Source organism: Mesorhizobium sp. RIZ17, assembly GCF_051127865.1.
In the GTDB taxonomy this organism is placed as follows: Bacteria; Pseudomonadota; Alphaproteobacteria; order Rhizobiales; family Rhizobiaceae; genus Mesorhizobium; species Mesorhizobium humile.
Genome location: NZ_CP147861.1, coordinates 3,413,538 through 3,439,320 on the forward strand (window position 1 = coordinate 3,413,538; position 25,783 = coordinate 3,439,320).

At 60.1% G+C, this 25,783-nt stretch carries 24 protein-coding genes and 1 pseudogene; 19 read left to right on the plus strand and 6 right to left on the minus strand.

From position 1 onward, the window contains the following. Positions 1-12: 12 nt before the first annotated feature. Genes trbL through WDX12_RS16360 form a run of 5 tightly spaced genes read left to right on the plus strand, consistent with a single transcriptional unit; the run spans position 13 to position 4,597 of the window. Positions 13-1,335: a P-type conjugative transfer protein TrbL gene (gene trbL / locus WDX12_RS16340; protein ID WP_434725540.1), complete on the plus strand. Its 1,323-nt coding sequence runs from the start codon at positions 13-15 to the stop codon at positions 1,333-1,335. Next, complete coding sequence (gene trbF / locus WDX12_RS16345; protein WP_434725541.1) at positions 1,336-2,061, plus strand: conjugal transfer protein TrbF; 726 nt, start codon at positions 1,336-1,338, stop codon at positions 2,059-2,061. It begins immediately after the preceding gene. After that, positions 2,058-3,086 carry a P-type conjugative transfer protein TrbG gene (gene trbG, locus WDX12_RS16350; protein WP_434725542.1) on the plus strand — a complete coding sequence of 343 codons (1,029 nt, stop codon included), beginning with the start codon at positions 2,058-2,060 and terminating at the stop codon, positions 3,084-3,086. The genes trbF and trbG overlap by 4 nt, the downstream gene beginning before the upstream one ends. 11 nt (positions 3,087-3,097) lie before the next feature. Next, entirely contained in the window at positions 3,098-4,312 is a 1,215-nt protein-coding gene (locus tag WDX12_RS16355) for a TrbI/VirB10 family protein (RefSeq protein ID WP_434725543.1), read from the plus strand. Positions 4,313-4,324: 12 nt separating this feature from the next. Next, on the plus strand, positions 4,325-4,597 hold the full coding sequence (locus WDX12_RS16360) for a DUF2274 domain-containing protein (RefSeq protein WP_027033457.1): 273 nt from the start codon (positions 4,325-4,327) through the stop codon (positions 4,595-4,597). Between the two features lie 534 nt (positions 4,598-5,131). On the opposite strand, the gene hemN is transcribed toward WDX12_RS16360, so the two are convergent. Then, on the minus strand, positions 5,132-6,481 hold the full coding sequence (gene hemN, locus WDX12_RS16365; protein ID WP_434725544.1) for an oxygen-independent coproporphyrinogen III oxidase: 1,350 nt from the start codon (positions 6,479-6,481) through the stop codon (positions 5,132-5,134). A gap of 157 nt (positions 6,482-6,638) precedes the next feature. Here hemN and WDX12_RS16370 point away from each other — a divergent pair, with 157 nt between their 5' ends. Beyond that, positions 6,639-7,394, plus strand: coding sequence for a Crp/Fnr family transcriptional regulator (locus WDX12_RS16370; protein WP_434725545.1), 756 nt, complete (start codon positions 6,639-6,641; stop codon positions 7,392-7,394). A 3-nt stretch (positions 7,395-7,397) separates the two neighbouring features. Here WDX12_RS16370 and WDX12_RS16375 read toward each other — a convergent pair whose 3' ends face one another. Further along, positions 7,398-7,937 (minus strand): hemerythrin domain-containing protein, encoded by a 540-nt coding sequence (locus tag WDX12_RS16375; protein ID WP_010914029.1) that lies wholly within the window; start codon positions 7,935-7,937, stop codon positions 7,398-7,400. Positions 7,938-8,066: 129 nt separating this feature from the next. Between WDX12_RS16375 and ccoN the strand changes: the two genes are divergently transcribed. The 8 genes from ccoN (at position 8,067) to ccoS (ending at position 16,137) form a co-directional block, all read left to right on the plus strand. Continuing rightward, entirely contained in the window at positions 8,067-9,677 is a 1,611-nt protein-coding gene (ccoN, locus tag WDX12_RS16380; RefSeq protein ID WP_434725546.1) for a cytochrome-c oxidase, cbb3-type subunit I, read from the plus strand. An 11-nt stretch (positions 9,678-9,688) separates the two neighbouring features. Further along, positions 9,689-10,420, plus strand: a complete 732-nt coding sequence (ccoO, locus tag WDX12_RS16385) for a cytochrome-c oxidase, cbb3-type subunit II (protein ID WP_434725547.1) — start codon at positions 9,689-9,691, stop codon at positions 10,418-10,420. Between the two features lie 10 nt (positions 10,421-10,430). Further along, complete coding sequence (locus WDX12_RS16390; protein WP_027033462.1) at positions 10,431-10,580, plus strand: CcoQ/FixQ family Cbb3-type cytochrome c oxidase assembly chaperone; 150 nt, start codon at positions 10,431-10,433, stop codon at positions 10,578-10,580. A 2-nt stretch (positions 10,581-10,582) separates the two neighbouring features. After that, on the plus strand, positions 10,583-11,446 hold the full coding sequence (ccoP, locus tag WDX12_RS16395) for a cytochrome-c oxidase, cbb3-type subunit III (protein ID WP_434725548.1): 864 nt from the start codon (positions 10,583-10,585) through the stop codon (positions 11,444-11,446). A 203-nt stretch (positions 11,447-11,649) separates the two neighbouring features. Further along, entirely contained in the window at positions 11,650-13,215 is a 1,566-nt protein-coding gene (ccoG, locus tag WDX12_RS16400; RefSeq protein WP_434725549.1) for a cytochrome c oxidase accessory protein CcoG, read from the plus strand. Further along, complete coding sequence (locus tag WDX12_RS16405) at positions 13,212-13,709, plus strand: FixH family protein (protein ID WP_434725550.1); 498 nt, start codon at positions 13,212-13,214, stop codon at positions 13,707-13,709. The genes ccoG and WDX12_RS16405 overlap by 4 nt, the downstream gene beginning before the upstream one ends. Next, entirely contained in the window at positions 13,706-15,991 is a 2,286-nt protein-coding gene (locus WDX12_RS16410; RefSeq protein ID WP_434725551.1) for a cation-translocating P-type ATPase, read from the plus strand. The genes WDX12_RS16405 and WDX12_RS16410 overlap by 4 nt, the downstream gene beginning before the upstream one ends. Beyond that, the gene (ccoS, locus tag WDX12_RS16415; RefSeq protein ID WP_434725552.1) at positions 15,988-16,137 is read left to right on the plus strand and encodes a cbb3-type cytochrome oxidase assembly protein CcoS; all 150 of its coding nucleotides are present in this window, start codon (positions 15,988-15,990) and stop codon (positions 16,135-16,137) included. The genes WDX12_RS16410 and ccoS overlap by 4 nt, the downstream gene beginning before the upstream one ends. Positions 16,138-16,362: 225 nt before the next feature. Here the strand turns inward: ccoS and WDX12_RS16420 are convergent. Both WDX12_RS16420 and WDX12_RS16425 read right to left on the minus strand, forming a co-directional pair. Then, positions 16,363-16,868, minus strand: a pseudogene (locus WDX12_RS16420) (tyrosine-type recombinase/integrase); the annotation flags it as partial. A 10-nt stretch (positions 16,869-16,878) separates the two neighbouring features. Further along, a complete protein-coding gene (locus WDX12_RS16425; RefSeq protein WP_434725553.1) occupies positions 16,879-18,066 on the minus strand; it encodes a Fic family protein in 1,188 nt (395 codons plus the stop codon). A 306-nt stretch (positions 18,067-18,372) separates the two neighbouring features. Between WDX12_RS16425 and WDX12_RS16430 the strand changes: the two genes are divergently transcribed. Beyond that, complete coding sequence (locus WDX12_RS16430; protein ID WP_434725554.1) at positions 18,373-18,606, plus strand: SOS response-associated peptidase family protein; 234 nt, start codon at positions 18,373-18,375, stop codon at positions 18,604-18,606. 855 nt (positions 18,607-19,461) lie between these two features. Here the strand turns inward: WDX12_RS16430 and WDX12_RS16435 are convergent. Together WDX12_RS16435 and WDX12_RS16440 are read right to left on the minus strand one after the other, a co-directional pair. Next, complete coding sequence (locus WDX12_RS16435) at positions 19,462-19,974, minus strand: transposase (RefSeq protein ID WP_434725555.1); 513 nt, start codon at positions 19,972-19,974, stop codon at positions 19,462-19,464. A 99-nt stretch (positions 19,975-20,073) separates the two neighbouring features. Beyond that, positions 20,074-20,409, minus strand: coding sequence for a hypothetical protein (locus WDX12_RS16440; RefSeq protein WP_434725556.1), 336 nt, complete (start codon positions 20,407-20,409; stop codon positions 20,074-20,076). Between the two features lie 360 nt (positions 20,410-20,769). On the opposite strand from WDX12_RS16440, the gene WDX12_RS16445 reads away from it, so the two are divergent. Genes WDX12_RS16445 through WDX12_RS16460 form a run of 4 tightly spaced genes read left to right on the plus strand, consistent with a single transcriptional unit; the run spans position 20,770 to position 25,710 of the window. Beyond that, entirely contained in the window at positions 20,770-21,918 is a 1,149-nt protein-coding gene (locus WDX12_RS16445) for a cysteine desulfurase family protein (protein ID WP_434725557.1), read from the plus strand. Beyond that, positions 21,915-23,078: a DNA phosphorothioation system sulfurtransferase DndC gene (gene dndC, locus WDX12_RS16450; protein WP_434725558.1), complete on the plus strand. Its 1,164-nt coding sequence runs from the start codon at positions 21,915-21,917 to the stop codon at positions 23,076-23,078. The genes WDX12_RS16445 and dndC overlap by 4 nt, the downstream gene beginning before the upstream one ends. Beyond that, positions 23,075-25,300 carry an AAA family ATPase gene (locus tag WDX12_RS16455; protein ID WP_434725559.1) on the plus strand — a complete coding sequence of 742 codons (2,226 nt, stop codon included), beginning with the start codon at positions 23,075-23,077 and terminating at the stop codon, positions 25,298-25,300. Before dndC ends, WDX12_RS16455 begins: the two co-directional genes overlap by 4 nt. Further along, positions 25,297-25,710 (plus strand): DndE family protein, encoded by a 414-nt coding sequence (locus WDX12_RS16460; RefSeq protein ID WP_434725560.1) that lies wholly within the window; start codon positions 25,297-25,299, stop codon positions 25,708-25,710. Before WDX12_RS16455 ends, WDX12_RS16460 begins: the two co-directional genes overlap by 4 nt. Positions 25,711-25,783: the final 73 nt, after the last annotated feature.

Genomic DNA, 25,783 nt, shown 5'->3' on the forward strand with positions numbered 1-25,783 from the left:
GAGGAAGGCGGCATGAACGACCTTGGGGTCATTGATCGCTTCATGGAGACCTTCATCCGCTACATCGATAGCGGGTTCGGTCTGCTCTCGGGCGATGTCGCCTTCCTTACCACGACCCTGATCGGCATCGACGTCACACTTGCCGGCCTCGCCTGGGCATTCGGCGGCGAACCCAACATATTCGGCCGGCTCATCCGCAAAGTGCTCTATGTCGGCGTCTTTGCCTTCATCCTGAACAATTTCAAGAACCTCGCCGACATCATCTATCGGTCCTTCGCTGGCCTCGGCATCAATGCGTCCTCAGGCAATCTCTCGGCCGACAATCTCCTGCATCCGGGCCGCATTGCCGCAACCGGTTTCGAGGGCGCCTGGCCGCTTCTCGATCAGGCAAGCCAGCTTCTCGGCTTCCCAGAAATCTTCGGCAACGCGCTCACCATCTTCGTGCTGCTCGTGGCCTGGTTCCTGGTCATCATCGCCTTCTTCATCCTCTCCATCCAACTCTTCATCACCATCCTCGAATTCAAACTCACCACTCTGGCCGGATTCATTCTTGTGCCCTTCGCGCTTTGGAACCGGTCAGCGTTTCTCGCCGAGCGCGTGCTCGGCAATGTCATCTCGTCGGGCATCAAGGTGATGGTGTTGGCCGTCATCATCGGCATCGGCTCCACGCTCTTTGGCGAGTTCGCTTCCGCGCTGCAAGGCAAGGAGCCGGATCTGGCCGCCGCCATGTCACAGGTCCTGGGCGCCTTGGCGCTCCTTGGTCTCGGCATTTTCGGACCTGGGATAGCCTCCGGTCTTGTCTCGGGCGCGCCGCAGCTTGGCGCGGGCGCCGCACTTGGAACCACGGCAGCCGCAGCCGGTGCATCGTTCGTTGCCGCAGGCGCAGCATTTGCCGGCGCGCGCACGGCAACCGGCAGCGGTCTCGCCGCACTCCGTGCCGGCACGACCATGGGGTCGGCGGCTTTCACGGCCTGGCAGATGGGGCGCGCAACATCGCCCGAGTCCGGCCTGTCCGGTGTAGCTGCTGGAATGCATGGTGTGACCAGCGCCGCCGGCGGCGCCGCAATGCGGGCGGCACGATCTGCCGCAGGAGGCTTCGGGCGTAGCGTTGATGCCGGGCGCGAAGCTGCCTGGACCGCGACCGGTGGTGCGCCGACCGCATCCATGACCGGAAGCCCTACTGGTCCGGTCGCTGATGCCGCGCCCGGCTGGGCCAGGCGCCTGCGTTCCGAACAGACAGCCCGTGCCCACCGTCACACCGCCATGCAGGCTGTCCGTGAAGGCGACAGGCCGGGAGGCAGCGCCAATCCCTCTCTCAACGACAAGGACGACTAAATGCTATTCAAGCGACCCATTCAACGTTACGGCAAGACGCCCGAGCCGGTCACGCCGTATCAAAAGGCCGCGCAACTCTGGGACGAGCGCATAGGCTCATCTCGAGTGCAGGCCCGCAACTGGCGATTCATGGCTCTTGGCTGTCTGACCTTGGCGGCCGGACTTTCCGGCGGACTCGCGTGGCAGTCGATGCAGAGCCGCGTCGTGCCTTACGTCGTCGAGGTCGACGGCTTCGGCGAGGCACGCGCCGTTGCGCCGGCAATCCGGGACTACGAGCCCTCCGATGCCCAGATCGCGTGGCATCTCGGCCGCTTCATTCAGAATGTCCGTTCCGTTTCCACCGATCCGGTGCTGGTGCGGCAGAACTGGCTTTCGGCCTATGACTTCGCCACCGACCGCGCGGCGCTCTTTCTCAACGAGTACGCCAAGGCGAACGATCCTTTCGGCCAGATCGGCACACGCAGCGTGTCGGTGCAAGTGACCAGCGTGGTCAGGGCTTCCGACAGCTCGTTCCAGGTCAAATGGGCCGAGCAGGTTTTTGAGCGCGGCAGCCTTGCCAGCACGACGCGCTGGACCGCGATCCTCACCATCGTGATCCGCCCGCCAAGCAATACTGACCAACTGCGCAACAACCCGCTCGGCGTCTTCATCAATGCGATCGACTGGTCGCGCGAGCTCGACAGTGCTGCGCCGACGTCCGTTTCCCCAAAAGGAGTCCACCAATGAAGAATAGAATGTCGTCGGTCCGTGCCGTGCTGATCCTGTCGGCCTCTACAGCAGTCCTCTCCGCCTGCGCGTCGAAGCCGGTACCGCCGCCTGAGATTTCCTATGATGCTGCCGATTTCAAACCAGCCGCAATCGAGAAGCCGCCGGAGAAGCCGGTCAAGATAGTCGAGGTGCCAAAGCCGCTGCCGCTACCCGGTCAGTTACAGCCCAATCCGGGCAGGGTGGCCGAAGACAAGCGCTCTCCTGAAGAACGGGTCTCCGATGCCAATAAAGCAGCGACGCAGCAACCTACCAGGTATGGGTACATGAATGCGGTTCAGGTTTATCCATTCGCCGATGGCGCGCTCTATCAGCTCTACGCCGCACCGGAGCGCGTCACCGATATCGCACTCCAGCCGGGCGAGAAGCTAACAGCCGTGTCGGCCGGCGACACGGTGCGTTGGGTGATCGGCGATACCGTCAGCGGCACCGGTGACAATCAGCGCACCCATGTGCTGGTAAAACCCTTCGCGCCGGGACTTGACACAAATCTGGTGATCACCACGGAACGACGCACCTACCATTTGCAGCTTCAAAGCACCGAGAAGACCTCAATGGCGGCGATCTCCTGGACCTATAGCGAGGACCAGATCATCGCGCTAGGCCAGCGCAACGCCCAAGCCGAGGCTGCCATGCCGGTAGCTTCGAATGTGGCGCTCGAGAATATCCGCTTTCGGTATTCAATCACCGGCGACACACCACCCTGGAGGCCGACGCGCGCTTTCGACGATGGCAGCAAGGTCTATATCGAATTCCCCCGTCGCATTGATCAGGGTGAAGCGCCTCCTCTCTTCATCGTCGGTGCCGATGGGGACAGCCAGCTCGTCAATTATCGCATGCGCGGCAACTACTACATCGTCGATCGCCTCTTTGGCGCTGCAGAACTGCGTCTAGGCAGCAAGCAGCAGCAGGTGGTGCGCATCACCAGGACTGACGGCCGGCAACCGCCGCGGCGGATTCCGCTCTTTGCGCGGCCGAGCAGGTGAGGGGAGCGCTCATGACCGATACTTCCCGATCCGATGCGTCGCCGAAACTCGATCCCGAGCAGCTGCAATTGCGAGCCTCGCCCCGCCGCGCTGTCCGATTCAGGCGCGGTGTGATCGTCGCCATCGCTGCAGTCGGATCCGGTACCATTCTGGGCGTCACGATGATGGCGCTTCAAGGACCGGCGTGGCGTATCAAGCACCAGGCAGAGGACCGCTATAACACCGAGCGCAAGCCACCCGCCGAGGGACTAGAAGCGCTTCCCAAGGACTATTCCGGGATCATGCCGAAGGCCCCTGTGCTCGGACCGCCACTGCCCGGCGACCTCGGTCGCCCCATCCTTGAACGCCAACGTCAGCTCGGCATCGCGCCAGGGCAGGATATCTCCGCCGAGGAGCAGCGCCTTGCCCAGCAAGCAATTGAGGCGCGCGAGTCGCAAGTCTTGTTCCGGATCGACAATCGACCCAGACAGACAGATGTCGCCGCCGGCGGGCCGAGTGCGCAGCAGCCGTCTGAGGCGCTTCCGCAATCCGGAGCGACGCGCGTGTCAGCTTCCGTTGCCCCAGCCGAGGGTGACCAGAACAACCAACAGCGCAAGCTCGATTTTATCAGTCAGCGAAACACAAGCGGGATCTACAATCCGCATGCGCTGCAGACGCCGGCCTCGCCCTACCAACTGATGGCCGGCAGCGTGATCGCGGCCAGTCTCGTCACCGGCATAAATTCCGACTTGCCTGGCCTTGTCGTCGCGCAGGTCACCGAGAATGTGCACGACACAGTCACCGGCAGCATTGTGCTCATTCCGCAAGGCTCACGCCTCATCGGCACTTATGACAGCGTCGTGGCTTTTGGGCAGAGGCGCGCATTGCTGGTCTGGCAGCGAATAATCCTGCCCGACGGTTCCTCGATCGAAATCGACAATCTGCCAGCGACGGATACTGCCGGCTATGCTGGGCTTGAAGACAAGGTCGATTTTCACACCTGGCAGCTGATCAAGGGAGTTGCTCTAGCGACGCTACTGGGCGTTGGTACCGAGTTGAGCTTTGGGGAAAACGAAAGCGACCTAGTTAAGGCGATCCGGGAATCCACTCAGCAAAACATCAGTCAAGCCGGCCAGCGCATCACCGAAAAGAACCTGAATATTCAACCCACCATTGTCGTCCGACCCGGTTGGCCCCTACGCGTGATTGTACACAAGGATCTTGTGCTGCGCCCATACCCGACTTGAACAGGAGTAATCATGGCAGATCTGAAACTTGGAAAGCTTCCAGACCGGACACCTTCGAAGATGACCATCACCGTTAGCGCGGACCTGAACCAAGCACTCAAGGACTATGCGGCGCTTTACCGCCAGACCTATGGCGAGTCTGAAACGGTAGCGGAACTCATACCTTTCATGCTGGCAGGGTTTCTGGAAGGTGACAGAGCGTTTGCCAAGGCCAGAAAGGAAAGCTTGCCTGCCGCCGGCATGTCAGAGAAATCGCGACGCGTGTCAGGTTCAGATTCCGAGTAATCGAAGCATAAAGTTGGTCAATTGGCGCAGCCGCCCGGGTGCCTCCCGGCGGTCGCGGCCTACCGATCCGTCATGTAAGGCCTATGCGCGAACTTCGAGCAGCTGGAGGTCAAGTAAGTGCCTGGGCGGCCCGAAAACCGCGAACAGGCGCAGGGCGTGCTAGCCGCACTCATGCATGGTTTCAGACACGTGGGAACGCCGTGCGGTTGTTACTCGGAATGAGCTCATCTCAAAGGGGCATTCAAGAGCCGCAGCGCTGAGTAGCGGAAGCCGCAATGGGGTGCGTCGCTGACATTCAGTGAAAGACTGGGCCGAACAATCCAACCTGCTTGGGCGGATACGAAGTGGAGAGCCCTGCCTGCAGGGTTCCGGCGGGTCCCAGCCCTCTGCCATGCGACCCCCTTTGGGAAATACCCGCGTCGTCACAGCATCGTAAAGTGGCGCCATATGCACTATCGAATTGTTAGCTGCTGGTTTCGGCGATTTTGAGGAGGTTCGCGATCGACTGAAGACGGTGACGTTCGTCTGTGGCACTCAGACTGCCACTGAGTGCCTGGCCGTTCCACTTTCGAAATATTTGTCGAACTTCGCTGCAATGCTCCTTACAAAGGGACGACTTTCCGCCGATACGACGTAACTGTCACCTTGGAGTTCAAGCGGTCGAGCAGGGTCGCCAATGGCGATGGAGCTTGCTTGGAAAAGAAGCTTTTGTCCGGCTTCCCCGAAGCGTTCCACCAGTTCGCCTGCTGAAAAGCCGAAATCGCACATCAAGCGCTCGATGATCCAGCCGCGAACACGGTCATCTTCGGAAAACGCGATGCCGCGGACCGTGGCCAGATGTCCCCCCTCGACCATGCGTCCATATTCGGCTGTCGACGGCATGTTCTGCGAATAGCCCTGTCGAAACCGGCTGATCGATGACGGCCCGAGTCCGATCAGTGTTTCGCAGCGATCCTCGGTGTAGCCCTGGAAATTGCGGCGGATTGTTCCCGCGCGAGCCGAGACTGCAAGCGCATCATCCGGCCTGGCGAAATGGTCGATTCCAATCGCCTCGTATCCGGCGCCCATGATCAGACGGGCGGCAATTTGCCACTGAGCGAACCGTTCGGCCGGACCCGGCAACCATGCCTCGTCGATCATGGTCTGATGCTTCTTGAACCAGGGCACATGCGCGTAGCCGAACAGCGCCATCCGGTCCGGCTCCAGAGTCAGCGCCTGCGCTACGGTGGAACAGACGCTCTCCCTGGTCTGATGCGGCAGGCCGTAAAGCAAATCGAGGTTCACGGACCCTACGCCGCGAGAGCGAATGCCGTCGACAACCGCCTTGGTCTGCAAAAAGCTCTGCTCGCGGTTGATCGCCTTCTGCACCTTCGGATCGAAATCCTGAACGCCGAGGCTCGCCCGCGCCATGCCGATCTCGGCAAGTGTATCAAGGCGGGCTTCGTCCATGTCGTTGGGTTCGATTTCGACGCTGATCTTCGCATCGGCAAGAAAATCGAAGCTATCCCGCAGGACAGTTCCCAAGGCTATCATATCCTCGGGCTTCAGCATGGTCGGCGAGCCGCCGCCGAAATGCACGGCGCGGACATTGGCCTTGCCGCCGACAAGACCGGCGACAGTCGCGATCTCCGCGTGAAGCGAGCGGAGATACGAAGCCACCGGCTCGTAGCGGCGGGTCTGCTTTGTATGGCACGCACAGAACCAGCACAGCCGGTCGCAATAAGGGATGTGCAGGTAGAGCGAGACCTCGTCACCGCTTTCGAGCGCCTTCAACCAGCTTCGATGGACATCAGCGTCGACGCCAGGATGGAAATGCGGCGCGGTCGGGTAACTGGTATAACGCGGGACGTTCTCGCCAAGCCTGGCAGCTAATTCCGGTCTCATTTGGTGGTCCGCCGTTTTTGCCTCGCCGGAAGTCTGGACGCGTCGAAGAGCCAATGCCCTGATTTCGGTCAGCCTCCAGCACGGACAAACTGCCGCAAGGATTTCTCTGCCATCGCTTGCTATCCTGTCGAAACTTGGGATCGGTAGCGCGAGCGTAATGACAGTACGGCAAGACATTCACAGTTCCGGCATTCCCGTTCTTTGCCTGTCTTGCGCAGCACGACATCGCGGCGTCTGCGGTGCGCTCGATCCAAACCATTTGGTTGGGCTCGCCAAAACTTCGTCGCGGCACAAGATCGAGCCGGGGGTCGAACTGATCGCCGACGCCGAGGCCGTCGACAGCTATTCAAACTTGCTTTCAGGCGTTGTGAAGCTGACGAAGTGCCTTTCGGACGGCCGCCAGCAGATTGTCGGTCTTCGGTTCGCACCGGATTTTCTAGGACGGCCCTTCAAGGTGAAAAGCACGATCAATGTGGAAGCGGCAACCTCCGTCTCGCTGTGCTCGTTTCCGAAGGCGGCCGTTGAACGGATAATGAAGGAATCACCGGGACTCGAACATCGCCTGCTCAAGCAGACGCTGGACGAACTCGACGAGGCACTTGAATGGATGGTGACTCTCGGGCGCAAGACCGCACCGGAGAAGGTGGCGAGCTTTCTCCTCATGATCGCCCGGAATATGGATTCCAGTATCGACCCGGCGGCTGGGTCGGCATGCTTCGATCTGCCGCTGACACGTGCCGACATCTCTGATTTCCTTGGACTGACGAACGAGACCGTGAGCCGCCAGCTTACGCGATTGCGGGCTGACGGCGTGATCCGGATCGAGAACAAACGCCATGTAGCGGTCGACAGCATGAGCCGGCTGGAGCAGCGCTGCGGCGGCCGAGGCGCGCGGCAACCGGCCTTTGAATGAGACCTAAGCGTCGGGGCCTTCGTCGCTTATTACGATCCGCGGCAGGACATGCTCGCGTTCGAAAGCGATGTGTCGCCGCAAGCCTTCGAAGAAGCCGCGTAGCATGAATCCGACAGCTTCCGCGCTCTCTATCGGATCACCATGACCGATCGCTAGGAGCGTTTCGGCCACCTCGCCAGCGAAGCATTGATCCTCAAGGTGCTCGATGCGCAACCGGCTGGTAGAGGCAAGTTTGGCCTCGGCCGGAGTCAAGTGCGCCTCATACGCAGGGAAAATCACCCTCTCCTCAAACCCATGAATGTCACGGAGCAGCGGAACGATCTTCTTGGCCGTTCCAAGACATTTGAGGCGGTCGACGTTCGGCAGTGCATCGGCAATGCTTTCCAGCGAGAAGCAGAGCTCCAGCTTTTCCCGATGGGCAAGCTTCATGACCTCGCCCGGAATCGCCTCTGTGCCGGCCTGGCGCGAGAAAGCCGCACTTGTCCATGAGCGGGTTGGCCCGTGCTGCGTTTCCTTGTTCAAATCGCCACCTTCTGATTGCACCGAACTCGATGCTGCCCGAAGCAAAATCGTGCGGCTCTGACATGGATCAGGGCGAGCAGGCGGCAACTACGGAATTAATGCACCGCGGATTTGGCGTCCGCGCATTGGAATCCTGGTCGGGGACATGTCATGAAATTCGGCACGGAGATCGTCGTTCTAAGCCTGTTTGCTTTTGCGGCCCTGGTGGCTGCCGGCTTCGGCGTAGAAGGACCTTTTCGCCAGCATATGGGGGTTTTGTTCGTCGCCGTGGCTGGCTTTACCGCGATCCTGCTGCGCAACACAGATTTCAAGCCGGCGGCTCCGATCGACACCTCCGCCTACATGGATGGCCCGATCCGCTACGGAGCCATTGCAACGGTATTCTGGGGCGTCGTCGGCATGCTCGTCGGTGTGATCATTGCCCTGCAGCTGGCATATCCTCACCTCAACATCCAACCCTGGTTCAATTTCGGCCGGCTGCGGCCGCTGCACACATCCGGCGTCGTCTTCGCCTTCGGCGGCAACGCTTTGCTTTGCACGTCTCTCTATGTCGTGCAGCGCACGTGCCGCGCCCGGCTGTTTGGCGGCAAACTGGCCTGGTTTGTGTTCTGGGGTTACCAGCTGTTCATCGTCATGGCCGCGACCGGCTACCTGCTCGGCATCACCGCAGCCCGCGAATACGCCGAACCCGAATGGTACGTCGACATCTGGCTGACCATCGTCTGGGTCGCCTATCTCATCCTGTTCCTCGGCACGATCCTGAAGCGCAAGGAACCGCATATCTACGTCGCCAACTGGTTCTACCTGTCCTTCATCGTGACAATCGCGATGCTGCATGTGGTCAACAATCTGTCGATGCCGGCGTCGTTCCTGGGCTCGAAGAGCTACTCCGCCTTCTCCGGCGTCCAGGACGCCTTGACGCAATGGTGGTATGGCCACAACGCCGTCGGTTTCTTCCTCACCGCCGGGTTCCTCGGCATGATGTATTATTTCGTGCCCAAGCAGGCGAACCGGCCGGTCTATTCCTACCGCCTGTCGATCGTCCACTTCTGGGCGATCATCTTTCTCTACATCTGGGCCGGCCCGCACCACCTGCATTACACCGCCTTACCCGACTGGGCGCAGACGCTCGGCATGGCGTTCTCGATCATGCTGTGGATGCCGTCATGGGGCGGTATGATCAATGGCCTGATGACGCTGTCTGGCGCCTGGGACAAGCTGCGCACCGATCCGATCATCCGCATGATGGTGATGGCAGTCGCCTTCTACGGCATGTCGACCTTCGAAGGTCCGATTATGTCGATCAAGACGGTCAATTCGCTGTCGCACTACACGGACTGGACCATCGGCCATGTCCATTCCGGCGCGCTCGGCTGGGTTGGCATGATCTCGTTCGGCGCAATCTACTACATGGTGCCGAAACTGTGGAACCGCGAACGGCTTTATTCGCTGCGGCTCGTCACCTGGCACTTCTGGCTGGCGACGCTCGGAATCGTCGTCTACGCCGCGGTGATGTGGGTTTCCGGCATCATGCAGGGCTTGATGTGGCGCGAATACGACGAGCAGGGTTTCCTCGTCTACTCCTTCGCCGAAACCGTCGCCGCCATGCATCCCTTCTACGTCATGCGCGCCATCGGCGGTGCGATGTACCTCACCGGCGCCCTGCTCATGGCCTGGAACGTGACCATGACCATTCTTGGCCACCAGCGCGAAGAGCAACCAATGCCAGGTTCCGAGCCCGCCCTCCGGCCTGCCGAATAGGGAGCCAGACAATGGGCTTGATGAACAAACACGCGATCATCGAGAAGAACGCCACGCTTCTTCTCGTTGGCTCTCTTCTTGTCGTGACCGTCGGCGGCATCGTCGAGATTGCGCCGCTTTTCTATCTCGACAACACGATCGAGAAAGTCGAAGGCATGCGGCCCTACTCGCCACTGGAACTCGCCGGACGCAACATCTATGTGCGCGAGGGCTGCTACCTCTGCCACAGCCAGATGATCAGGCCTTTCCGGGACGAGGTCGAGCGCTACGGCCACTACAGCCTGGCCGCCGAGTCCATGTACGACCACCCCTTCCAGTGGGGCTCGAAGCGCACCGGCCCTGACCTTGCACGAGTCGGCAACCGCTATTCCAACGAATGGCACGTTCAGCACCTTATGGATCCACGTTCGGTGGTGCCGGAATCTATCATGCCTCGTTATGCCTTCCTGAAGGACGCTCCGATCGAGGTGAAGGACTTCTCGACGCATCTGGTCGCCAACAGGCGGGTCGGCGTCCCCTATAGCGATGACATGATCGCGCACGCCAATGCCGATTTGATGGCGCAGGCCGATCCCAACGCCGACACATCCGGCCTCGAATCCCGCTACCCCAAAGCCAAAATCGGCGACTTCGACGGCAATCCGCAGCAGGTGACCGAGATGGATGCCCTCGTCGCCTATCTGCAAATGCTGGGAACACTGGTCGATTTCAAGACCTATGACGATGCAGCCGGCTACCGCTGAGGGGGACGCAATGAGCTATAATTTGATGCGGGAATTCGCGGACAGCTGGGGTCTGCTTGCCATGGCGCTCTTCTTCGTCGGCTGCATTGCCTTTGCCTTGCGTCCCGGCGGCAAAACACAGGCCGATCAAGCCGCCCAGATTCCACTCAAGGACGACTGATCATGAGCAGCGAGCATATCGATGAAGTCTCGGGCATCTCAACGACCGGTCATGAATGGGACGGGATAAGGGAGCTCAACAACCCATTGCCCCGATGGTGGGTGATAACCTTCTACATCACCGTCGCTTGGGCGGTGGCTTATACAATTGCGTATCCGGCTTGGCCGATGCTGTCTTCCGCGACCAAGGGTGTGCTTGGCTATTCCAGCCGCAACGCTGTCAAGATTGAGCTGGCGGCTGCCGAAGCCGCCAAGGGCAAATATGTCGCGGCCATCCAGCAGAAGACCGTATCCGAGATTGCAGCCGACGACGCGCTGCGTGAATTCGCGGTAGCGGCCGGCGGAGCTACCTTCAAGGTCAATTGCGTGCAATGCCACGGCTCGGGCGCCCAAGGGTCGAAGGGCTTTCCAAACCTGAACGACGATGACTGGCTGTGGGGCGGCACGACCGAGCAGATCCAGCAAACGATCGCGCACGGCATCCGTTTCGCATCCGACCCGGATACTCGGCAGTCGGGAATGCCCCCCTTCGGTGACATCATCACGCCCGAACAGATCGCACAGGTCGGCGCCTATGTCGCCAGCCTCTCGGGCAAGGTCCAGGATGCAAGTCTTATCGAGCCCGGCGCCAAGGTATTCGCGGAAAACTGCGTCGCCTGTCATGGCGATAATGCGAAAGGCAACAAAGAGCTTGGCGCGCCCAATCTGACCGATGCGATCTGGCTCTACGCACCCGGCGAGACAGCCATCGCCGTCCAAGTCCGCGCGCCGAAGCACGGTGTCATGCCGGCCTGGATCGGGCGTCTCGGCGAGACCAAGGTTAAGGAACTTGCGGTTTATGTCCATTCGCTTGGCGGCGGAGAATAGGAACGGAAGCCTATTCTCGGCCCTCCCCGCCAAGCGACGGGGCCCGGCACGAGTCGGGCCCCGACACCATTCCGGCATGCGGCGATTGACCTGCAGCAAGGCGGCGCGGCCCACACGGCGAAGCGGGCTCACTGCAGACCGGACGTCTGTCGAAGCAGACAAGTCCGTCGCACAACGATGTCATAGGCCGCGCGCGAGTGGAGATGCACGTGCTGGATAAAACGCAGATGGAGCGGCTCGAGGCAAAAGCGGTCAACTCCGCCAAGACACGACAGCCGCTCTATGCTCCGCGCAAGAAAATCTTCCCTAAACGCGCCTCGGGCAGCTTTCGCCGCTTCAAATGGCTGGTGATGGCGATCACGCTGGGCATCTATTATCTGACGCCCTGGTTGCGCTGGGATCGAGGTCCGTTTGCTCCTGATCAGGCCGTGCTGATCGATCTTGCCAACCGCCGTTTCTACGTCTTCTTCATCGAGATATGGCCGCAGGAATTCTACTATGTCGCCGGCCTTCTGATGATGGCCGGCATCGGCCTCTTCCTGATCACGTCCACCGTCGGCCGTGCCTGGTGCGGCTATGCATGTCCACAGACCGTATGGGTCGATCTGTTCCTTGTCGTCGAACGTGCGATCGAGGGGGACCGCAACGCCCGCATGAAACTTGATGCCGGTCCCTGGACCGCGCGCAAGCTGAAGCTGCGCGTATCGAAGCACGCCATCTGGCTGGTCATAGCGGCAGCTACCGGCGGCGCCTGGATCCTCTATTTCGCCGATGCGCCGACGCTGATCGGCGACGTATTCAACGGCACCGCCGCTTCGGTCGCCTACGTCACCATCGCGGTGCTGACGGCGACCACCTACACGTTCGGCGGGCTGATGCGCGAGCAAGTCTGCACCTACATGTGCCCGTGGCCGCGCATCCAGGCTGCCATGCTCGACGAGAATTCGCTCACTGTGACCTACAATGACTGGCGTGGCGAACCTCGTTCGCGGCACGCCAAGAAGGTCCAGGCTGCGGGGCAGCCGGTCGGTGACTGCGTCGACTGCAATGCCTGTGTCGCAGTCTGCCCGATGGGGATCGACATTCGCGACGGCCAGCAACTCGAATGCATCACTTGCGCGCTGTGCCTTGATGCCTGCGACGGCGTCATGAACAAGCTCGGCAAGGAGCGCGGGCTGATCTCCTATGCGACGCTGTCCGACTACAACGCCAACATGGCGGTGGCGACCGCAGGCGGCTCCGGTCCCGTGAACCCTTCACTCGTCAGAACGGCCGACAGCACACTCTCCGCCAGGTTGGCGCATTTCCATATTCGCAAGATCTTCCGGCCGAGGACCTTCTTCTACATGGGCGCGTGGACGGCGGTCGGGCTTGCCTTGATCTATTCCCTGCTGACGCGCGACCGACTCGAGATCAACGTCCTGCACGACCGCAATCCGCAATTCGTGACCCTGTCCGACGGCTCGATCCGCAACGGTTACACCGTCAAGCTGCTCAACATGATCCCCGAGCCAAGGACGATCGTCGTCACGATGCAGGGCTTGCAGGGAGCCGAAATGAGCGTCGTCGGCAGTGATCTGCCGGCAGCTCGCTTCTTCGCCATCGCGGTCGAACCCGACCGGCTGAACATGCTGAAGGTCTTCGTGCGCCAGCCAGCGGGTGAGGTTCGGCACGCTGCACAAACCTTCAAGTTCCGCGTCGAGGACAGAGCGAGCTTCGAATCGGACGAATACACCGCCACCTTCAACGCCCCGGAGATCGCCAGATGAGCACCAATACGCAAATGACGCGTGAGTTCACCGGCAGGCACATGCTGCTCACCATTCTCGGCTTTTTCGGCGTGATCATCGCGGTCAATCTCACGATGGCGACACTCGCCAGCACGAGCTGGACCGGCCTTGTCGTCGAGAACACCTATGTGGCCAGCCAGCAATTCAACCGAAAGGCCGAGGAAGGGCGCGCGCAGGCGGCACTCGGCTGGACCGGCAAACTGACGATCGCTCGGGGTGAGGTCCGCTACAGCTTGAGCGATACCACCGGCAAGCCGGTCCCGTTGCATGGCGTCAAGATACTGTTTCGTCATCCCGCCTACGAGGCTGGGGACAAGGCCGTCACTCTCGCCCTCGTCTCGGACCAGGAATTTGCCGCGCAGCACTTGCCAAGGGATGGCGTCTGGATCGTCGAAGTCGACGCCGATGCCGGTCTGACAAAGCCCTATCGCGACGTTCGCCGGATCATGATTTCGCAAGGAGCGCTGCAATGAGCTGTTGTGCACCCAGCGCGGAACTGGCGCTGGATCTGACCAGTACCACATCGGTCCTGCCGTCTAGCCAGGAGATCAGGTTGGCGAGCCGATCGCTTGGTGACAATCTTTGGCAGACCGACCTTTCAGTGCCGACGGTTCACTGCGCGGCGTGCATCCAGGCCATCGAGACGGCTCTCGGAAGGCTCGATCGCGTCGAAGGCGCTCGTGTCAACCTGTCGACGAAACGGGTCGCGATCCGGTGGCGTGGGGACTCTGTGCCTCCGTTTGTCGCCGCGCTGGGACGGCTGGGCTTTCAGGCGCACCTGTTCGAAGCCGACGCTGATAAGAAGGACAAGACGCTTGCCGAGTTGATCCGCGCCGTCGCTGTTGCCGGCTTCGCGGCAGGCAACATCATGCTGCTGTCGGTCTCGGTCTGGTCCGGCGCCGAAGGTGCTACCCGCGATTTGTTTCACTGGGTCTCCGCGCTGATCGCCATCCCGGCGCTCGTCTTCGCCGGCGGCATCTTCTTCCGTTCGGCCTGGAACGCACTGCGCCATGGCCGCATGAACACGGAGGTGCCGATCGCGGTCGGGGTGTCGCTGGCTTACGCCATGAGCCTTTATGAGACGATCAACCATGGCAACCACGCTTATTTCGACGCCTCGGTTTCGTTGCTGTTCTTCCTTTTGATCGGCCGGACGCTGGATCATGTGATGCGGGAGCGTGCCCGGACCGCCGTGAAGGGCCTGTCACAGTTGGCCGCGCGTGGGGCCATGGTGCTGCGCGGCGACGGCTCGCGAGACTACCTACCGGTTGGCGAGATCCAACCTGGGATGCAGTTGCTTATCGCAGCGGGTGAAAGGATCCCTGTCGACGGCAAGATCATCCAGGGAGCGTCGGATCTCGACTGCTCACTGGCCTCAGGCGAAAGCACGCCAAAAAACGTGGCCCCGGGCGAAGCAGTACAGGCCGGCGTGCTCAATCTTACCGGCCCGCTGACGATCGAGGCGACAGCCGCCGCAAAGGATTCCTTCCTGGCGGAAATGGTGCGGCTGATGGAAGCCGCCGAGGGCGGCCGAGCGCATTACCGCCGGATCGCCGATCGCGTCTCGGCTCTCTATGCCCCCGTGGTCCATCTCACCGCCCTTGCTACATTCCTTGGCTGGATGGCAGCGACCGGCGACTTGCACCGGGCCATCACCATCGCCATCGCCGTTCTCATCATCACATGCCCGTGCGCGCTTGGCCTCGCGGTCCCGATCGTACAGGTGGTCGCCGCACGGCGCCTGTTCGAGAACGGCATCATGGTCAAGGTCGGTTCGGCCATGGAACGCCTGGCGACGATTGATATAGCGGTGTTCGACAAGACCGGAACGCTCACGCTTGGCCAGCCCCGGCTCGTCAACGCGTCATCGATCGATCCCGCCATGCTGGCAGTTGCAGCCGACCTGGCAGCGCACTCGCGGCATCCGTTTTCAAAGGCCATAGCCGGTTTTGCCACGCCTGGCGGGCAACACAAATTCCGTGCCCTCACCGAGCATCCGGGATTTGGAATCGAAGCAACTGACGCCGGAAATACCTGGCGGCTGGGTCGACGCGGATGGGCTGGATGGAAGGCTCGAACCGGCGGCGAAGGCAAACATGGCTACGGCGGAACGGTTCTCACGAAGAACGGGATGATTGTCGCTTCCTTCGCTTTCGAGGATGCGTTGCGGGCCGATGCCGGGAGCGTCATGGCGCAATTGAACGATGCAGGGGTCTCGGTCGAAATGCTGTCGGGCGATACCCCGGACGCTTGTGGCGATGTCGCAAGAATATTGGGCATCGACCGTTTTGTTTCGGCGCTGCTGCCGTCCGAGAAGGCTGAGCGGATCGAAGTGCTGACCAAGGCCGGCCACAAGGTCCTGATGGTGGGCGACGGGCTCAACGACACGCCAGCGCTGGGCGCGGCGCACGTCTCGATCGCTCCCGCGACCGCCGCCGATATTGGCCGCAACGCGGCCGATTTCGTGTTCCTGCGTGAAAGCCTTTCGGCCGTACCCCTTGCGCTGGACGTCTCGCGGAAGGCAGGGCGGCTGATCCGCCAGAACATAGCCATCGCGATCATCTACAACGCTGTTGCCGTGCCGATCGCCATCTTCGGCAACGTCACGCCGTTGATCGCCGCGGTCGCGATGTCCGCCTCATCGCTGCTGGTGATCGGAAACGGGCTGCGGCTGCAGGGCTTTAGGCTCGCCGAGCTGACGAGGGCTTCTTCGGCAACGCATTCCGGCATTCACCCATCAGCGCGGTCATCATGACGGTACTCGTCTACCTCATGCCAGTCGCCCTATTTCTTGGCGCACTGGGGCTGACTGGCTTTCTGTGGGCGTTGAAGAGTGGCCAATATGAGGATCTTGACGGAGCCGCTGAGCGCATCCTCCGGGACGACAAGCCGGAACGCTGAGCCAGACCGCTGTTCCTGACGCTGTGCTGACGCCGGCCGTCAGCCGACTCGGAATAACGATTGAAGCTCCACAACCAGTTAAGCCGCTTGACGTAGATTTGTGAAAAGCCCCTGTCCCTCGAAGGACTGCGTGGCCGGTTCCGCCCCAACATAGACGCGGCCAATGTCATAACGTACGCACAGCTGATGTTCATGTTCACGAAAGGTGCGGACACGGGGTTGCAGTTACACTTGTTTGGGTTCAACTGCAGGTTTCGTGCACCCAATTTCGTCCAGATAATCGGCCCACCACTGCATCATACTGACGCGCTTTTCCCAGTGCTCTGCCCTGGCGTAAGCGCGCCGAACGTCGTTCTTTTCAATATGGCAGCTGTCTCTCTTGCGTCTTGATGCCACTTGCCGCATTCACTCAACAGAGTTGATGCCGTTGCTCGGAAACCGTGAGCCGTTGCTTCTTTCTTGCTGTAACCCATGCGACGCAGGGCGGCGTTAAGTGTATTGTCGGAAATCGGACGAGAACCCGATCGCACACTTGGAAACAGCAGCGCCTCGCTGCCGGAAATGTCTCTGAGATCGGTCAGGATTTTGATGACCTGCCTCGAATGTGCAACGCGGTGCCGCCGCCGCATTTTCATGCGTGCTTCCGGGATGGTCCACACCGAACCTTTGAAGTCGAACTCTTCCTATCCGGCGGCTCGCAACTCGCCGGGGCGGGGAAACAGTAGGCGCAGTTATGCGACGCTAAGTTTCCGGAAATAGCTTAGGAAACAGTTCGTCCAACGTGTCGACCGGGAAGCGTAGCGATACCGGGCCTTTCGGGGTATCGGACGCAAGCAGGCCAAGCTCGAGCACCTCGGTAAACACGCGGCGGGCCGTACGTTCCGGCAAGCCAGCGATACGTGAGGCCTCACCGCGATCGAACTCGCCGCGCAGAAGCGCCTCCTCGAGCAGCCGGAAAGCTTCGGGCTTCAGGTCGTAGCGTTGAACGAACCGCTGCAGGCGCCGGGTTAGTTGGTTCAAATCGAACAGGCTCGACATGAAACTGACCTGGTCGATACATACGCGTAGAAACCATAAGGTAAAATCCGCCAGCGCCCGCATAGAAAGATTACCGCGGCCGTCGCGATCGCCTTGGCGTGGCATGTCGGCGTGATCCATCATGCGTTTATAGTCGCCGCGGCTTTCCAGACCCCGCGCCAGGCCTCGGGAAATCGACCACAGCCCGTGCGCGGCGATTCCTGCCTCATGGGCCATGGCGTGACTCATCAAGCGGCTGACGCGTCCATTGCCGTCTGGGAAGGGATGAATGTAATTGAACCGATGATGCGCGGCCGGAATCGCCAATATCCTAGCCGCTTTGCCCGTACGTTGGAAGCGGTACCGGCTAGCGAAATGCTCCATGAACGCTTCGACGCGATCGCTTGACGGCGGCTGGTGGCGGCCGACAGTGACATCATGTTCGGGCTGTGATCGCCACCGACCCGGAACCATCAAGAATTCTCTGTCTGCGCCGCGAATGCGCAACATCGCCTCATCGGCGTCACGGTAGAATTCCGCATGCAGCCAGCGCAAAAAATCAAGCGAAGCCGGTTCTGGGAGCTGACCCTCTGCGGCCAGGCGATCGATTTCCCCCTGCAGTCGAACATGGGCCGCGGCTTCCCCCTGCAGGTTGCGTCGTTCCTGGTCTTTGTCGAATTCGCCGGCGAGGGCGCGTTCGATGTCGCGGGGGCGCGTGTTGTGGCCCTCGATCAGGTTGGTATAATAGGTGTTCATGATGCGCACGAGATCCCCCAGGTTCGCGGCCGTGCGTGGATGCAGCCTGGCGCCGAGAACCGCCGAGCTTGCTGACAGCTCAGCCAGCGCGTCGGAGATAGGCTCCGCGACGTCTTCCAGGCGCGCCGGCTCGATGCGCTGTACGGTCTCTTCCATGATTGGCCGATGTTAGATCGCGCTAAGTACGTATGTGTCAACAGAAATTTTAGCTGAGCGCCCATAACTGGCCGATCATTTGGCCGGTGTTAGGCCCTTATCTCAGCTTCATCGAGACGGTTGATCGACGACGCCAATGCCGATGCCGATGATGGCCGATAGTCGCTATGCTTAGCGCATTGATAGCATGTACAAATTTGCGATCGGTAGGTCGATTTGGCCGATCGCTTGGCCGAACCTCGCCGGTCGCGCTGACTAGGATATACGACCAGGAAAATACAGGCGACTCTGAAGAGTGCGCCATTTATGGCGACCGCGGGCCTTTGGCGTGACGGCCAGGGCAATTATCCGCCCGCGTTCACGATGCTGACGACCGGACCCGGCCCAGATGTCGCTCTCATTCACGATCACCAAATTGTCGTGCTGCAGCCGCCGGACTGGGCGGCGTGGATTTATCTGACGAAGCCAGAGGCGGAACTGCTACGGCCGCTTCCTGGAGGGCCGCTCAATGTTGAGAATGCGCGCGCGGGTTCAGCCTAGTCTCGGCAGCCTCGGTCTGCTTCCAGTCGAATACTCCATGACTAGTGCAGGAGGCACAGACAAAGAACGGCTGGAAAGTCTGGGGACCGAGCGCGGGCAGCAAGGCTGTCGATTTCAAGCAACTCTACGTCAACAGGGACCTCCGGCAAGATCTCGTTGACAGATGGGTTCAAGCATATCGCGGGATGCTAAAGCCTCATTTGCAGGCGGCTTTTCTCAGGAGGTTTGCCTACGTCAATTCGCATTCGTAAGCCTCCAGGACCTGGCGCGAACGCGGCCGCAGAGAAAGAGGGCGTACAAAGCGTAGGCGATGAAATGTCCGACAGTCGGACATTGTCATTTCATCGGTGAGCCGGGTTCGTGACGTCGAGACCGGTTTAACAGGGCGCCCTAAGGAGCGTTCTCTAATTGCGGGCCCGGGGTCAACCGTTTTTCTTGCCTTGGCCGATGTCACGGAACGCACAGCGGCTGGATCGAGGTGCAGTGCGATCAGGTCGGCAGGCTGACCTTCACGCAGCTCCTCGGCGGTCAGCCTACGGTGCTGAAGTGTCCCCAGAACCTAAATAGCCGCTCACGCCCTTAATTGGCGGATCGTTCTAGCAACACGTCGATCGCCAGATAAAATTCTTACTGGCTCTTGGACGAATGACCTGCCTCCTGCCGGTTTCAGCGTTCTCTTCGTGGTCGAACAGCGCTCGCCACAGCATGGCATCGGACGCTGCGGCTCCCAATGTCAGCAACGCAGTCCGCTTCGGTGGAAGGGCTGCATAGCTCCTAGCGGGTTTGCCGCTGCTCGTCCCGGCAAGGGACAAGATTACCGTCGAGCGACGGATTTCTTCGGGTTCACCTCCATCTTCATGCGGCTGCCTCCGCTCCAGCGGCCGACCATCGGAAGGATACGCCATCGACCCACATGCGGTGCATGACTACTGCTAGCTTTCGTGCGACGGCGATCTTTGCCTTCTTCAAGCCGCTCCGCTTGGCGATCCGCAGGCCCCAGGCTTTGAGCGCCGACCACTTCTCGACCCTCGTGAGGAGCGTGCCGGCGGCCCCAAATAAATAGATACGGACAAGACCGTCTCCGCATTTTGAGATGCCCCTGTTGCGATCGATTTCACCCGACTGGTAACATCGCGGTGTCAGGCCGAAGTACGCGCCAACGCTGCTGGATTCTGCAAACTTGGACGGATCATCGACCGCTGTGACGAAGGCAAGGGCGGTGAGTACGCCCACGTCAGGAATGGCCATAAGCTGCCGGCACACAGCACTCCCACGAGCACGGCTCATCAGTTGGCGGTCAAGCTGCCGAATCTGCTCCTTCAGGCAGGAATGGACGCACAGCATCGACCGCACGGTTTGACTGAGCATGGGGTCGCTATTGTCGCACGCCTCATCCACGAGCCGTTCGAACGGCTCGCCCGTTCGTCTTGACAGAACGACGCCAAAAGTTTTGAGAATGCCCCTGATCTAGTTGGTGACCTCTACCCGCATTCCGACGAGTTGAGCTCGTGCTCCAAGCATCGAGCGGACCGCGTGGCTGTCGAGACACTTTACCCCGACCTCCCGATACCAGCCTGCCTTGACGATCTGGGCCAGTCCATATGCATCATTCTTGTCGGTCTTGTTGACCTGGCCACTCATGGTCGCCTGCGCATGGCGGGAATCAAGGCACAGCACCGGTACGCTTTCCAGCCCAATGCGTAGAACGTCGGGTGCTTTGGATCTGATGTTTCCGGCTATATCTTCTGGCGTCGATAGACACTTTGCTTGCCAGACAATCTTATCGTCGCTGCCGTAACGCACAGGTGGGTCATCTCCTGCGAGACGTCTAACCCAACAAATTGGTCCATGTTGGCCTCCATGAGAATCATTGACGGCGAAGAATCTAGCATCGCCCGCAATTACCCCATGTTAGCATAGCGCCGCGGATGCGTCGGCTCGTGAGATTGGTGTGCTGGTTGGTGGTAGCGTCGCTACCTCGCCAGACCCGCATCTTCGATCCTCAGTTCCTCAGTGAACCGTGGCGCAGAGGAATTACTCCTCGATAGCGGAAGCGCCCTCCCGCTTGTCCCTGGACACACAATAAGGTGGATGAAGCCGGTTTTGCTGCGGGACGAGACCCTATACAATTCGCGCGGATATCGAATCGGAATCGCGACGGCCATGCCAATCTATCTTGACTATCATGCCCACGCGCTGATCGACCCTCGGGTGCTGGCGAAAATGGTGGAGGCGTTCGGTACAGTTGATGCCAACCCACATTCTACCCACCAGCATGGAATCGGTGCCCACTCCGCGGTGGAAGATGCACGTGACCAGGTAGCACGGGTCATCCACGCTAGACCGTCCGAGATCATCTTCACGTCTGGGGCAACTGAGGCCAATAACCTCGCGTTCTTCGGCTTGGCCGATCATCTGAAGGCGATGGGTCGCCCACGCATCGCGGTCTCAGAAATAGAACATCCTTCCATCCTCGAAGCGGCCGCAGCCCTTGGGAGCCGCGGCTTCGAAATCGATCGACTACCAGTTAACGGTGACGGCTTGCTCGATATGGCCAGCCTGCGACGGCTATTGACCGACGAAACTGGTTTGGTTTCGGTGGCATGGGCAAACCACGAGATTGGTGTCATTCAGCATATGGCCAACATTTCGGGGGTTGTGAGGGAGCGAGGAGCCCTTTTGCACTCCGACCTAGCGCAGGCCGCAGGGAAGATTGTGGTACCGTCGGCGCTGCTGGACCTCGCGAGCATTTCTGCACACAAGCTCGGTGGGCCAGTCGGGATAGGTGCCCTCTATGTCGCTAGGCGATTGCGGTCAAAAATGAAGGCCCAATCTGTCGGCGGCGGTCAGGAGGGAGGCCTTCGATCTGGCACAGTCGCGGCACCGCTTTGTGTTGCCTTCGGAGAAGCCTGTTCTCTTGCGGTAATCGAGATGGAAAGCGAGGCGGCCAGGATCGCGCGGCTGCGCGACCGCCTAATCGCAGCTCTGTCACAACTGCCAGGAGCGACGGTGAACGGGTCGACCAACTCGCGCCTGCCGGGAAATGTCCACATGCGCTTCGACGAGGTGGATGGCGAAGCCTTGGTCATTCATCTACAAGATCAGTTGTCGATATCGACGGGGTCGGCGTGCAACGCCAGATCTCTCGAACCCTCGCACGTTCTGCTTGCAATCGGACTATCGAAGCGCCAAGCCGAGTGTGCAGTTCGCATCGGGTTGGGAAGGACCACCACTCCCGAGGACATAGATGCGACGGTAATGGCTATCACCGCTGCGGTGGGGTCGCTTAGGGCAACGCGGAGCCGAGCATGAATGAAATAATCGCGGTAGGGGGCAGCCCAGAACAGAATCTGGGCGGACGGCTCAGGGTAATCCTATCCGATCTGAAAGACGAGTATCTTCAGCCGCACGACATCCCGTGGATCGTTGGCTTTTCCGGCGGAAAGGACAGCACGCTGCTGGCCCAACTGGTATGCGAAATGCTTCTCGCGCTGCCGCCACGCCAAAGGCAGCGTCGGGTGCACATCGTCGCAAACGATACTTTGGTGGAATCTCCTGTCATTGCCGGCCACCTCGAAGTGGTCCTTAAGCGGATGGGGGAGGCAGCGTCTCCGTTGCGGCTGCCGCTAACGATAGCAAAGACGACCCCGCCTACCGAGCAAACCTTTTGGGTTAATCTCATCGGCAGGGGATACCCCTCACCCAGCCGGATATTCCGCTGGTGCACCGATCGCATGAAAATTGCTCCCACAACCCAATACATTCGATCGCAGGTCGACGCTTCCGGGGAAGCGATCCTCTTGCTGGGGGTTCGCAGATCTGAATCCACGCAACGTGCGCGCAGCGTCGAACGCTACGAAAACGGTCAGCGTCTCAATCCGCATAACAGTCTGCAAAACTGTTTTGTTTACAAGCCCATAGTCGAATTGACCACTGACGAAGTTTGGCAGACCCTCTTGCAATCGACGCCCCCTTGGGGCGGTACCCATCGTGAGTTGGTGACGATGTACCGCAACGCCGGGGGTGGAGAATGCCCCCTTGTCACAGACAAATCCGAAGCGCCTTCATGTGGAACCACATCGTCTCGCTTCGGATGCTGGACGTGCACCGTCGTCGAAAAGGACAAGAGTGCGGAGTCGTTCATCGAAGCAGGCTACGGCGATCTAGAGCCGCTGCTGGAGTTCAGGGACTGGCTCAAAGCGATCCGCGAGGACGGCAGCATGCGCATGGCCGCCCGACGCAACGGCACACTTAACTTCGTTGGCGAGGGTCGATTGATACCTGGCCCGTTTACGCTCGAAGCCCGACGGGAAATCTTGGAGCGGCTACTGGCGGTCCAGAACGATGTGGACATACCTCTTATTTCAGCTGACGAGATTGAGGTGATCCGAAAGATCTGGGCCGAGGATGCAATTACCATGATCGCGGTTAAGCCTGCGGGTCAGGTCGTTTCCACGGCTGTAGCGACATGACCACCGTCTTCGACCTGCTGTTTGGTGCCAGAAACACGCTTGGCTCCGGCGGCAACCGCCGCAGGCTTTTCAATCGCTTTGACGAAGTCTTAAGCGCGGACATGGCCAGTCTGCCAGACTCGGCGTTTGTTCCTGAGTTGGCGCTCAAGTCGGGAACCGGACCATTCCAGTTCACCCGCATTGCATTGCGAAACTGGAAAGCCTTCGAATTCGCGGAGATGGTGTTTCCCCGAAGCGAACCGGATCGGCCTGTCATTCTGGTGGGCGGAAACAATGGCAACGGCAAGACAAGCATCCTAGAGGCCATTACCTCCGGTCTATATGGGATTCGTGGGTTAGTTGACCTGGAACGTAGAGCCAGAAACGATGGGAACGAAAGCACCGTCGGCACAAGGCGATCAGAGTACCGTCAATTCATTGAGCGCGCGATGCATCGCCCTGCTTTCGAGCAGGGTGATCGCATGATGCAAGTGGTGCTCGAGTTTGACACTGCGGAAGGCTTGCTTGAACTCGACCGGCGTTGGTACTTCGACGAAAAAGGGAAATTTTCCGAAGAGGACGAGGAGCTGGTTCTTCGGCGCGGACCGGATCGCGACATCGTAGCTGCGGCTTCCGACGATGTCGGCCGACGGCACTATCTTGAGGAGATCGAGCGTCTGTTGGCACCCGCTAGCATGGTGCCCTTCTTTCTCTTCGATGGGGAACACATCCGGCGGCTGGCGGAACGCGAGCTCGGCGAACAGGTTCGGTATGGGATTGAGAGTGCTCTAGGCGTTACAGCTCTGCGCGGGCTCGCAGAAGATCTCAACGACTATGCCAAGGACCGCGGGCGCGACTTGCAGGCAGATGACGCTGAAGCTTCGCTAGCCAAGCAGGTCGAGCTGCATGAGGTTGAGAGTGCTGCCGCGCAGGCAGAGTTGGAGCGCATCGCGGGTGAGCTCGGTCCACTCCGCAGACGACGGGACGAGATCGTCCGCGGCATCGGTTCGTTGGGTGAAGGAACCTATGAGGCGCGTCACGAAGACATTGAGCTGAAGCGAAAGGCCGAAGCGGAGTTGCATGCACTGCGTCAAGAGTTGTCGACGGCGAGCGCCCGGCTGCTCCCTTTCACGCTAATCGGTGATGCCCTTTTGGACGCCACGGCGTCGGCATTGCGAGCCATTCCTCAAACGGCAGACCCTACCGGTGCTGAAGGTTCTGCAATGCTAGGCAGGCTGTTGGGCGCAATAGCAGAAACGCAACCGCCTCTGACCCCAGACGCCCAAGCTGATATCATTCGTCGGGCTGAGCAGGCCTGGAAAAGGGTGGTCGGGGATCCAACAGGGTCCACTGAGACGATCAACGACATTCATGCCTATCTTCGCGGCCACAGGGTGGATCGTGTATGCGAGGTTCTCCGCGCCTCGAGAGTTGAAGCTAAGCCGGCTCTCATCTCGCTGATCGAGCGCATCAAACTAGTGAAAAATACCATCGAGAGGCAGGAGAACCGCGAATCCGAGCTGCGGTCGGTAGGAAAGACGCGAATGTCCCTGAGTGTGGAGCTCGAGGACATCAATGCGCGTATCGCCGCGTTGGAAGCCGAACGCCGGGCCGTCGACCTGCAACTGGCAAGGTCGGAAGCCAAATTTGAGCCTATCCGGGCGGAATGGCAACGGCGCCGGGCTCAAAGGCGTGGCAGCGTGACTGCTTTGGCTGCGGTTGAGGCGGCATCCAAAGCGGCATCTGCAATCAATGCGGCAATCGAGCAGGTAGTGCCATTGCATTATGCTCGGTTGGCGAATCGCGTTTCCCAGATTTACCGAAAGCTAGCGCACAAGGGCATCGTAGACGATGTCACAATCGAAGCTGACGGAGCAGTGGCCTTGCTTGATGCGAAGGGTCGTAATCTTCGAGAGACGGACCCATCCGCCGGCGAAAGCCAAATATTCGCGATGGCTCTGATCGCAGCAGTCTCTGATTTGGCCGGCTCTCCGCTACCGCTTGTTATCGACACGCCGCTTGGTCGTCTCGACCCGGAACATCGCGATCGCATCCTCGACCACTTCGCTGGTCGGTCGGTCCAAACAATACTGCTGTCGCAGCCCGAGGAAGTTGGCGGACGCTACTATGACCGGATATCAAGTAAGGTTTCTACAGAGTATCGCCTGTCTTACAGCAGTCAGGACGGTGGTTTAGGTGCCACCGTCCTCGAGCGCGGATATTTTCCGAGGCAGGCCGCATGAACCCTTCTAGGCAACCGCTTCAGATCGGCGATATTGCACGCGCTGATTTCAGAACGTCGCTTTCGTCCGACGCCGAGAACTCCCGTATCCAGAGGGTCTTTGGCTTTCAGTTTCGGTATCAGCCTGCTCGACTAGCGATATCCCTTTCGCTCGGGGAAAGTATCATTCCACGCGTCGGGGAGGAAGCTGGTGGAAAGCCTATCAAGGGCGATACCCTTTTTGGCCAAGACGAGGCGGATCTTATTGTATGGGTCGCGATGGTGGTCCAGCATTCGGGCGTGGAGGGAATGACCAGGCGGGAATTCCAGGACCTCATTTCGGCCCATTGGGCCCGGGGGGTCGCTATGCTGGGCCGGCACTGTGGAACAAAGCAGGACGCAATTGAGACCATGGTGGGCAGCCTGCTGTAGAAAATCCTTTCCTTTGAGGCGACGATTCGACTATCGCATGTAAAGTCCGTGACATAGTCGGTTCTGGGGGGGC

Bases quoted from the DNA above. Each gene is read 5' to 3' on its own strand.
- ccoP (WP_434725548.1), top strand. From the start codon at position 10,583: ATGAGCAGCGAGCATATCGATGAAGTCTCGGGCATCTCAACGACCGGT.
- trbF (WP_434725541.1), top strand. From the start codon at position 1,336: ATGCTATTCAAGCGACCCATTCAACGTTACGGCAAGACGCCCGAGCCG.
- ccoG (WP_434725549.1), top strand. From the start codon at position 11,650: ATGCACGTGCTGGATAAAACGCAGATGGAGCGGCTCGAGGCAAAAGCG.
- WDX12_RS16410 (WP_434725551.1), top strand. From the start codon at position 13,706: ATGAGCTGTTGTGCACCCAGCGCGGAACTGGCGCTGGATCTGACCAGT.
- WDX12_RS16360 (WP_027033457.1), top strand. From the start codon at position 4,325: ATGGCAGATCTGAAACTTGGAAAGCTTCCAGACCGGACACCTTCGAAG.
- WDX12_RS16390 (WP_027033462.1), top strand. From the start codon at position 10,431: ATGAGCTATAATTTGATGCGGGAATTCGCGGACAGCTGGGGTCTGCTT.
- WDX12_RS16455 (WP_434725559.1), top strand. From the start codon at position 23,075: ATGACCACCGTCTTCGACCTGCTGTTTGGTGCCAGAAACACGCTTGGC.
- WDX12_RS16445 (WP_434725557.1), top strand. From the start codon at position 20,770: ATGCCAATCTATCTTGACTATCATGCCCACGCGCTGATCGACCCTCGG.
- trbL (WP_434725540.1), top strand. From the start codon at position 13: ATGAACGACCTTGGGGTCATTGATCGCTTCATGGAGACCTTCATCCGC.
- dndC (WP_434725558.1), top strand. From the start codon at position 21,915: ATGAATGAAATAATCGCGGTAGGGGGCAGCCCAGAACAGAATCTGGGC.
- WDX12_RS16460 (WP_434725560.1), top strand. From the start codon at position 25,297: ATGAACCCTTCTAGGCAACCGCTTCAGATCGGCGATATTGCACGCGCT.
- WDX12_RS16405 (WP_434725550.1), top strand. From the start codon at position 13,212: ATGAGCACCAATACGCAAATGACGCGTGAGTTCACCGGCAGGCACATG.
- WDX12_RS16355 (WP_434725543.1), top strand. From the start codon at position 3,098: ATGACCGATACTTCCCGATCCGATGCGTCGCCGAAACTCGATCCCGAG.
- ccoS (WP_434725552.1), top strand. From the start codon at position 15,988: ATGACGGTACTCGTCTACCTCATGCCAGTCGCCCTATTTCTTGGCGCA.
- ccoO (WP_434725547.1), top strand. From the start codon at position 9,689: ATGGGCTTGATGAACAAACACGCGATCATCGAGAAGAACGCCACGCTT.
- WDX12_RS16430 (WP_434725554.1), top strand. From the start codon at position 18,373: ATGGCGACCGCGGGCCTTTGGCGTGACGGCCAGGGCAATTATCCGCCC.
- WDX12_RS16435 (WP_434725555.1), bottom strand. From the start codon at position 19,974: ATGCTCAGTCAAACCGTGCGGTCGATGCTGTGCGTCCATTCCTGCCTG.
- trbG (WP_434725542.1), top strand. From the start codon at position 2,058: ATGAAGAATAGAATGTCGTCGGTCCGTGCCGTGCTGATCCTGTCGGCC.
- ccoN (WP_434725546.1), top strand. From the start codon at position 8,067: ATGAAATTCGGCACGGAGATCGTCGTTCTAAGCCTGTTTGCTTTTGCG.
- WDX12_RS16425 (WP_434725553.1), bottom strand. From the start codon at position 18,066: ATGGAAGAGACCGTACAGCGCATCGAGCCGGCGCGCCTGGAAGACGTC.
- hemN (WP_434725544.1), bottom strand. From the start codon at position 6,481: ATGAGACCGGAATTAGCTGCCAGGCTTGGCGAGAACGTCCCGCGTTAT.
- WDX12_RS16370 (WP_434725545.1), top strand. From the start codon at position 6,639: ATGACAGTACGGCAAGACATTCACAGTTCCGGCATTCCCGTTCTTTGC.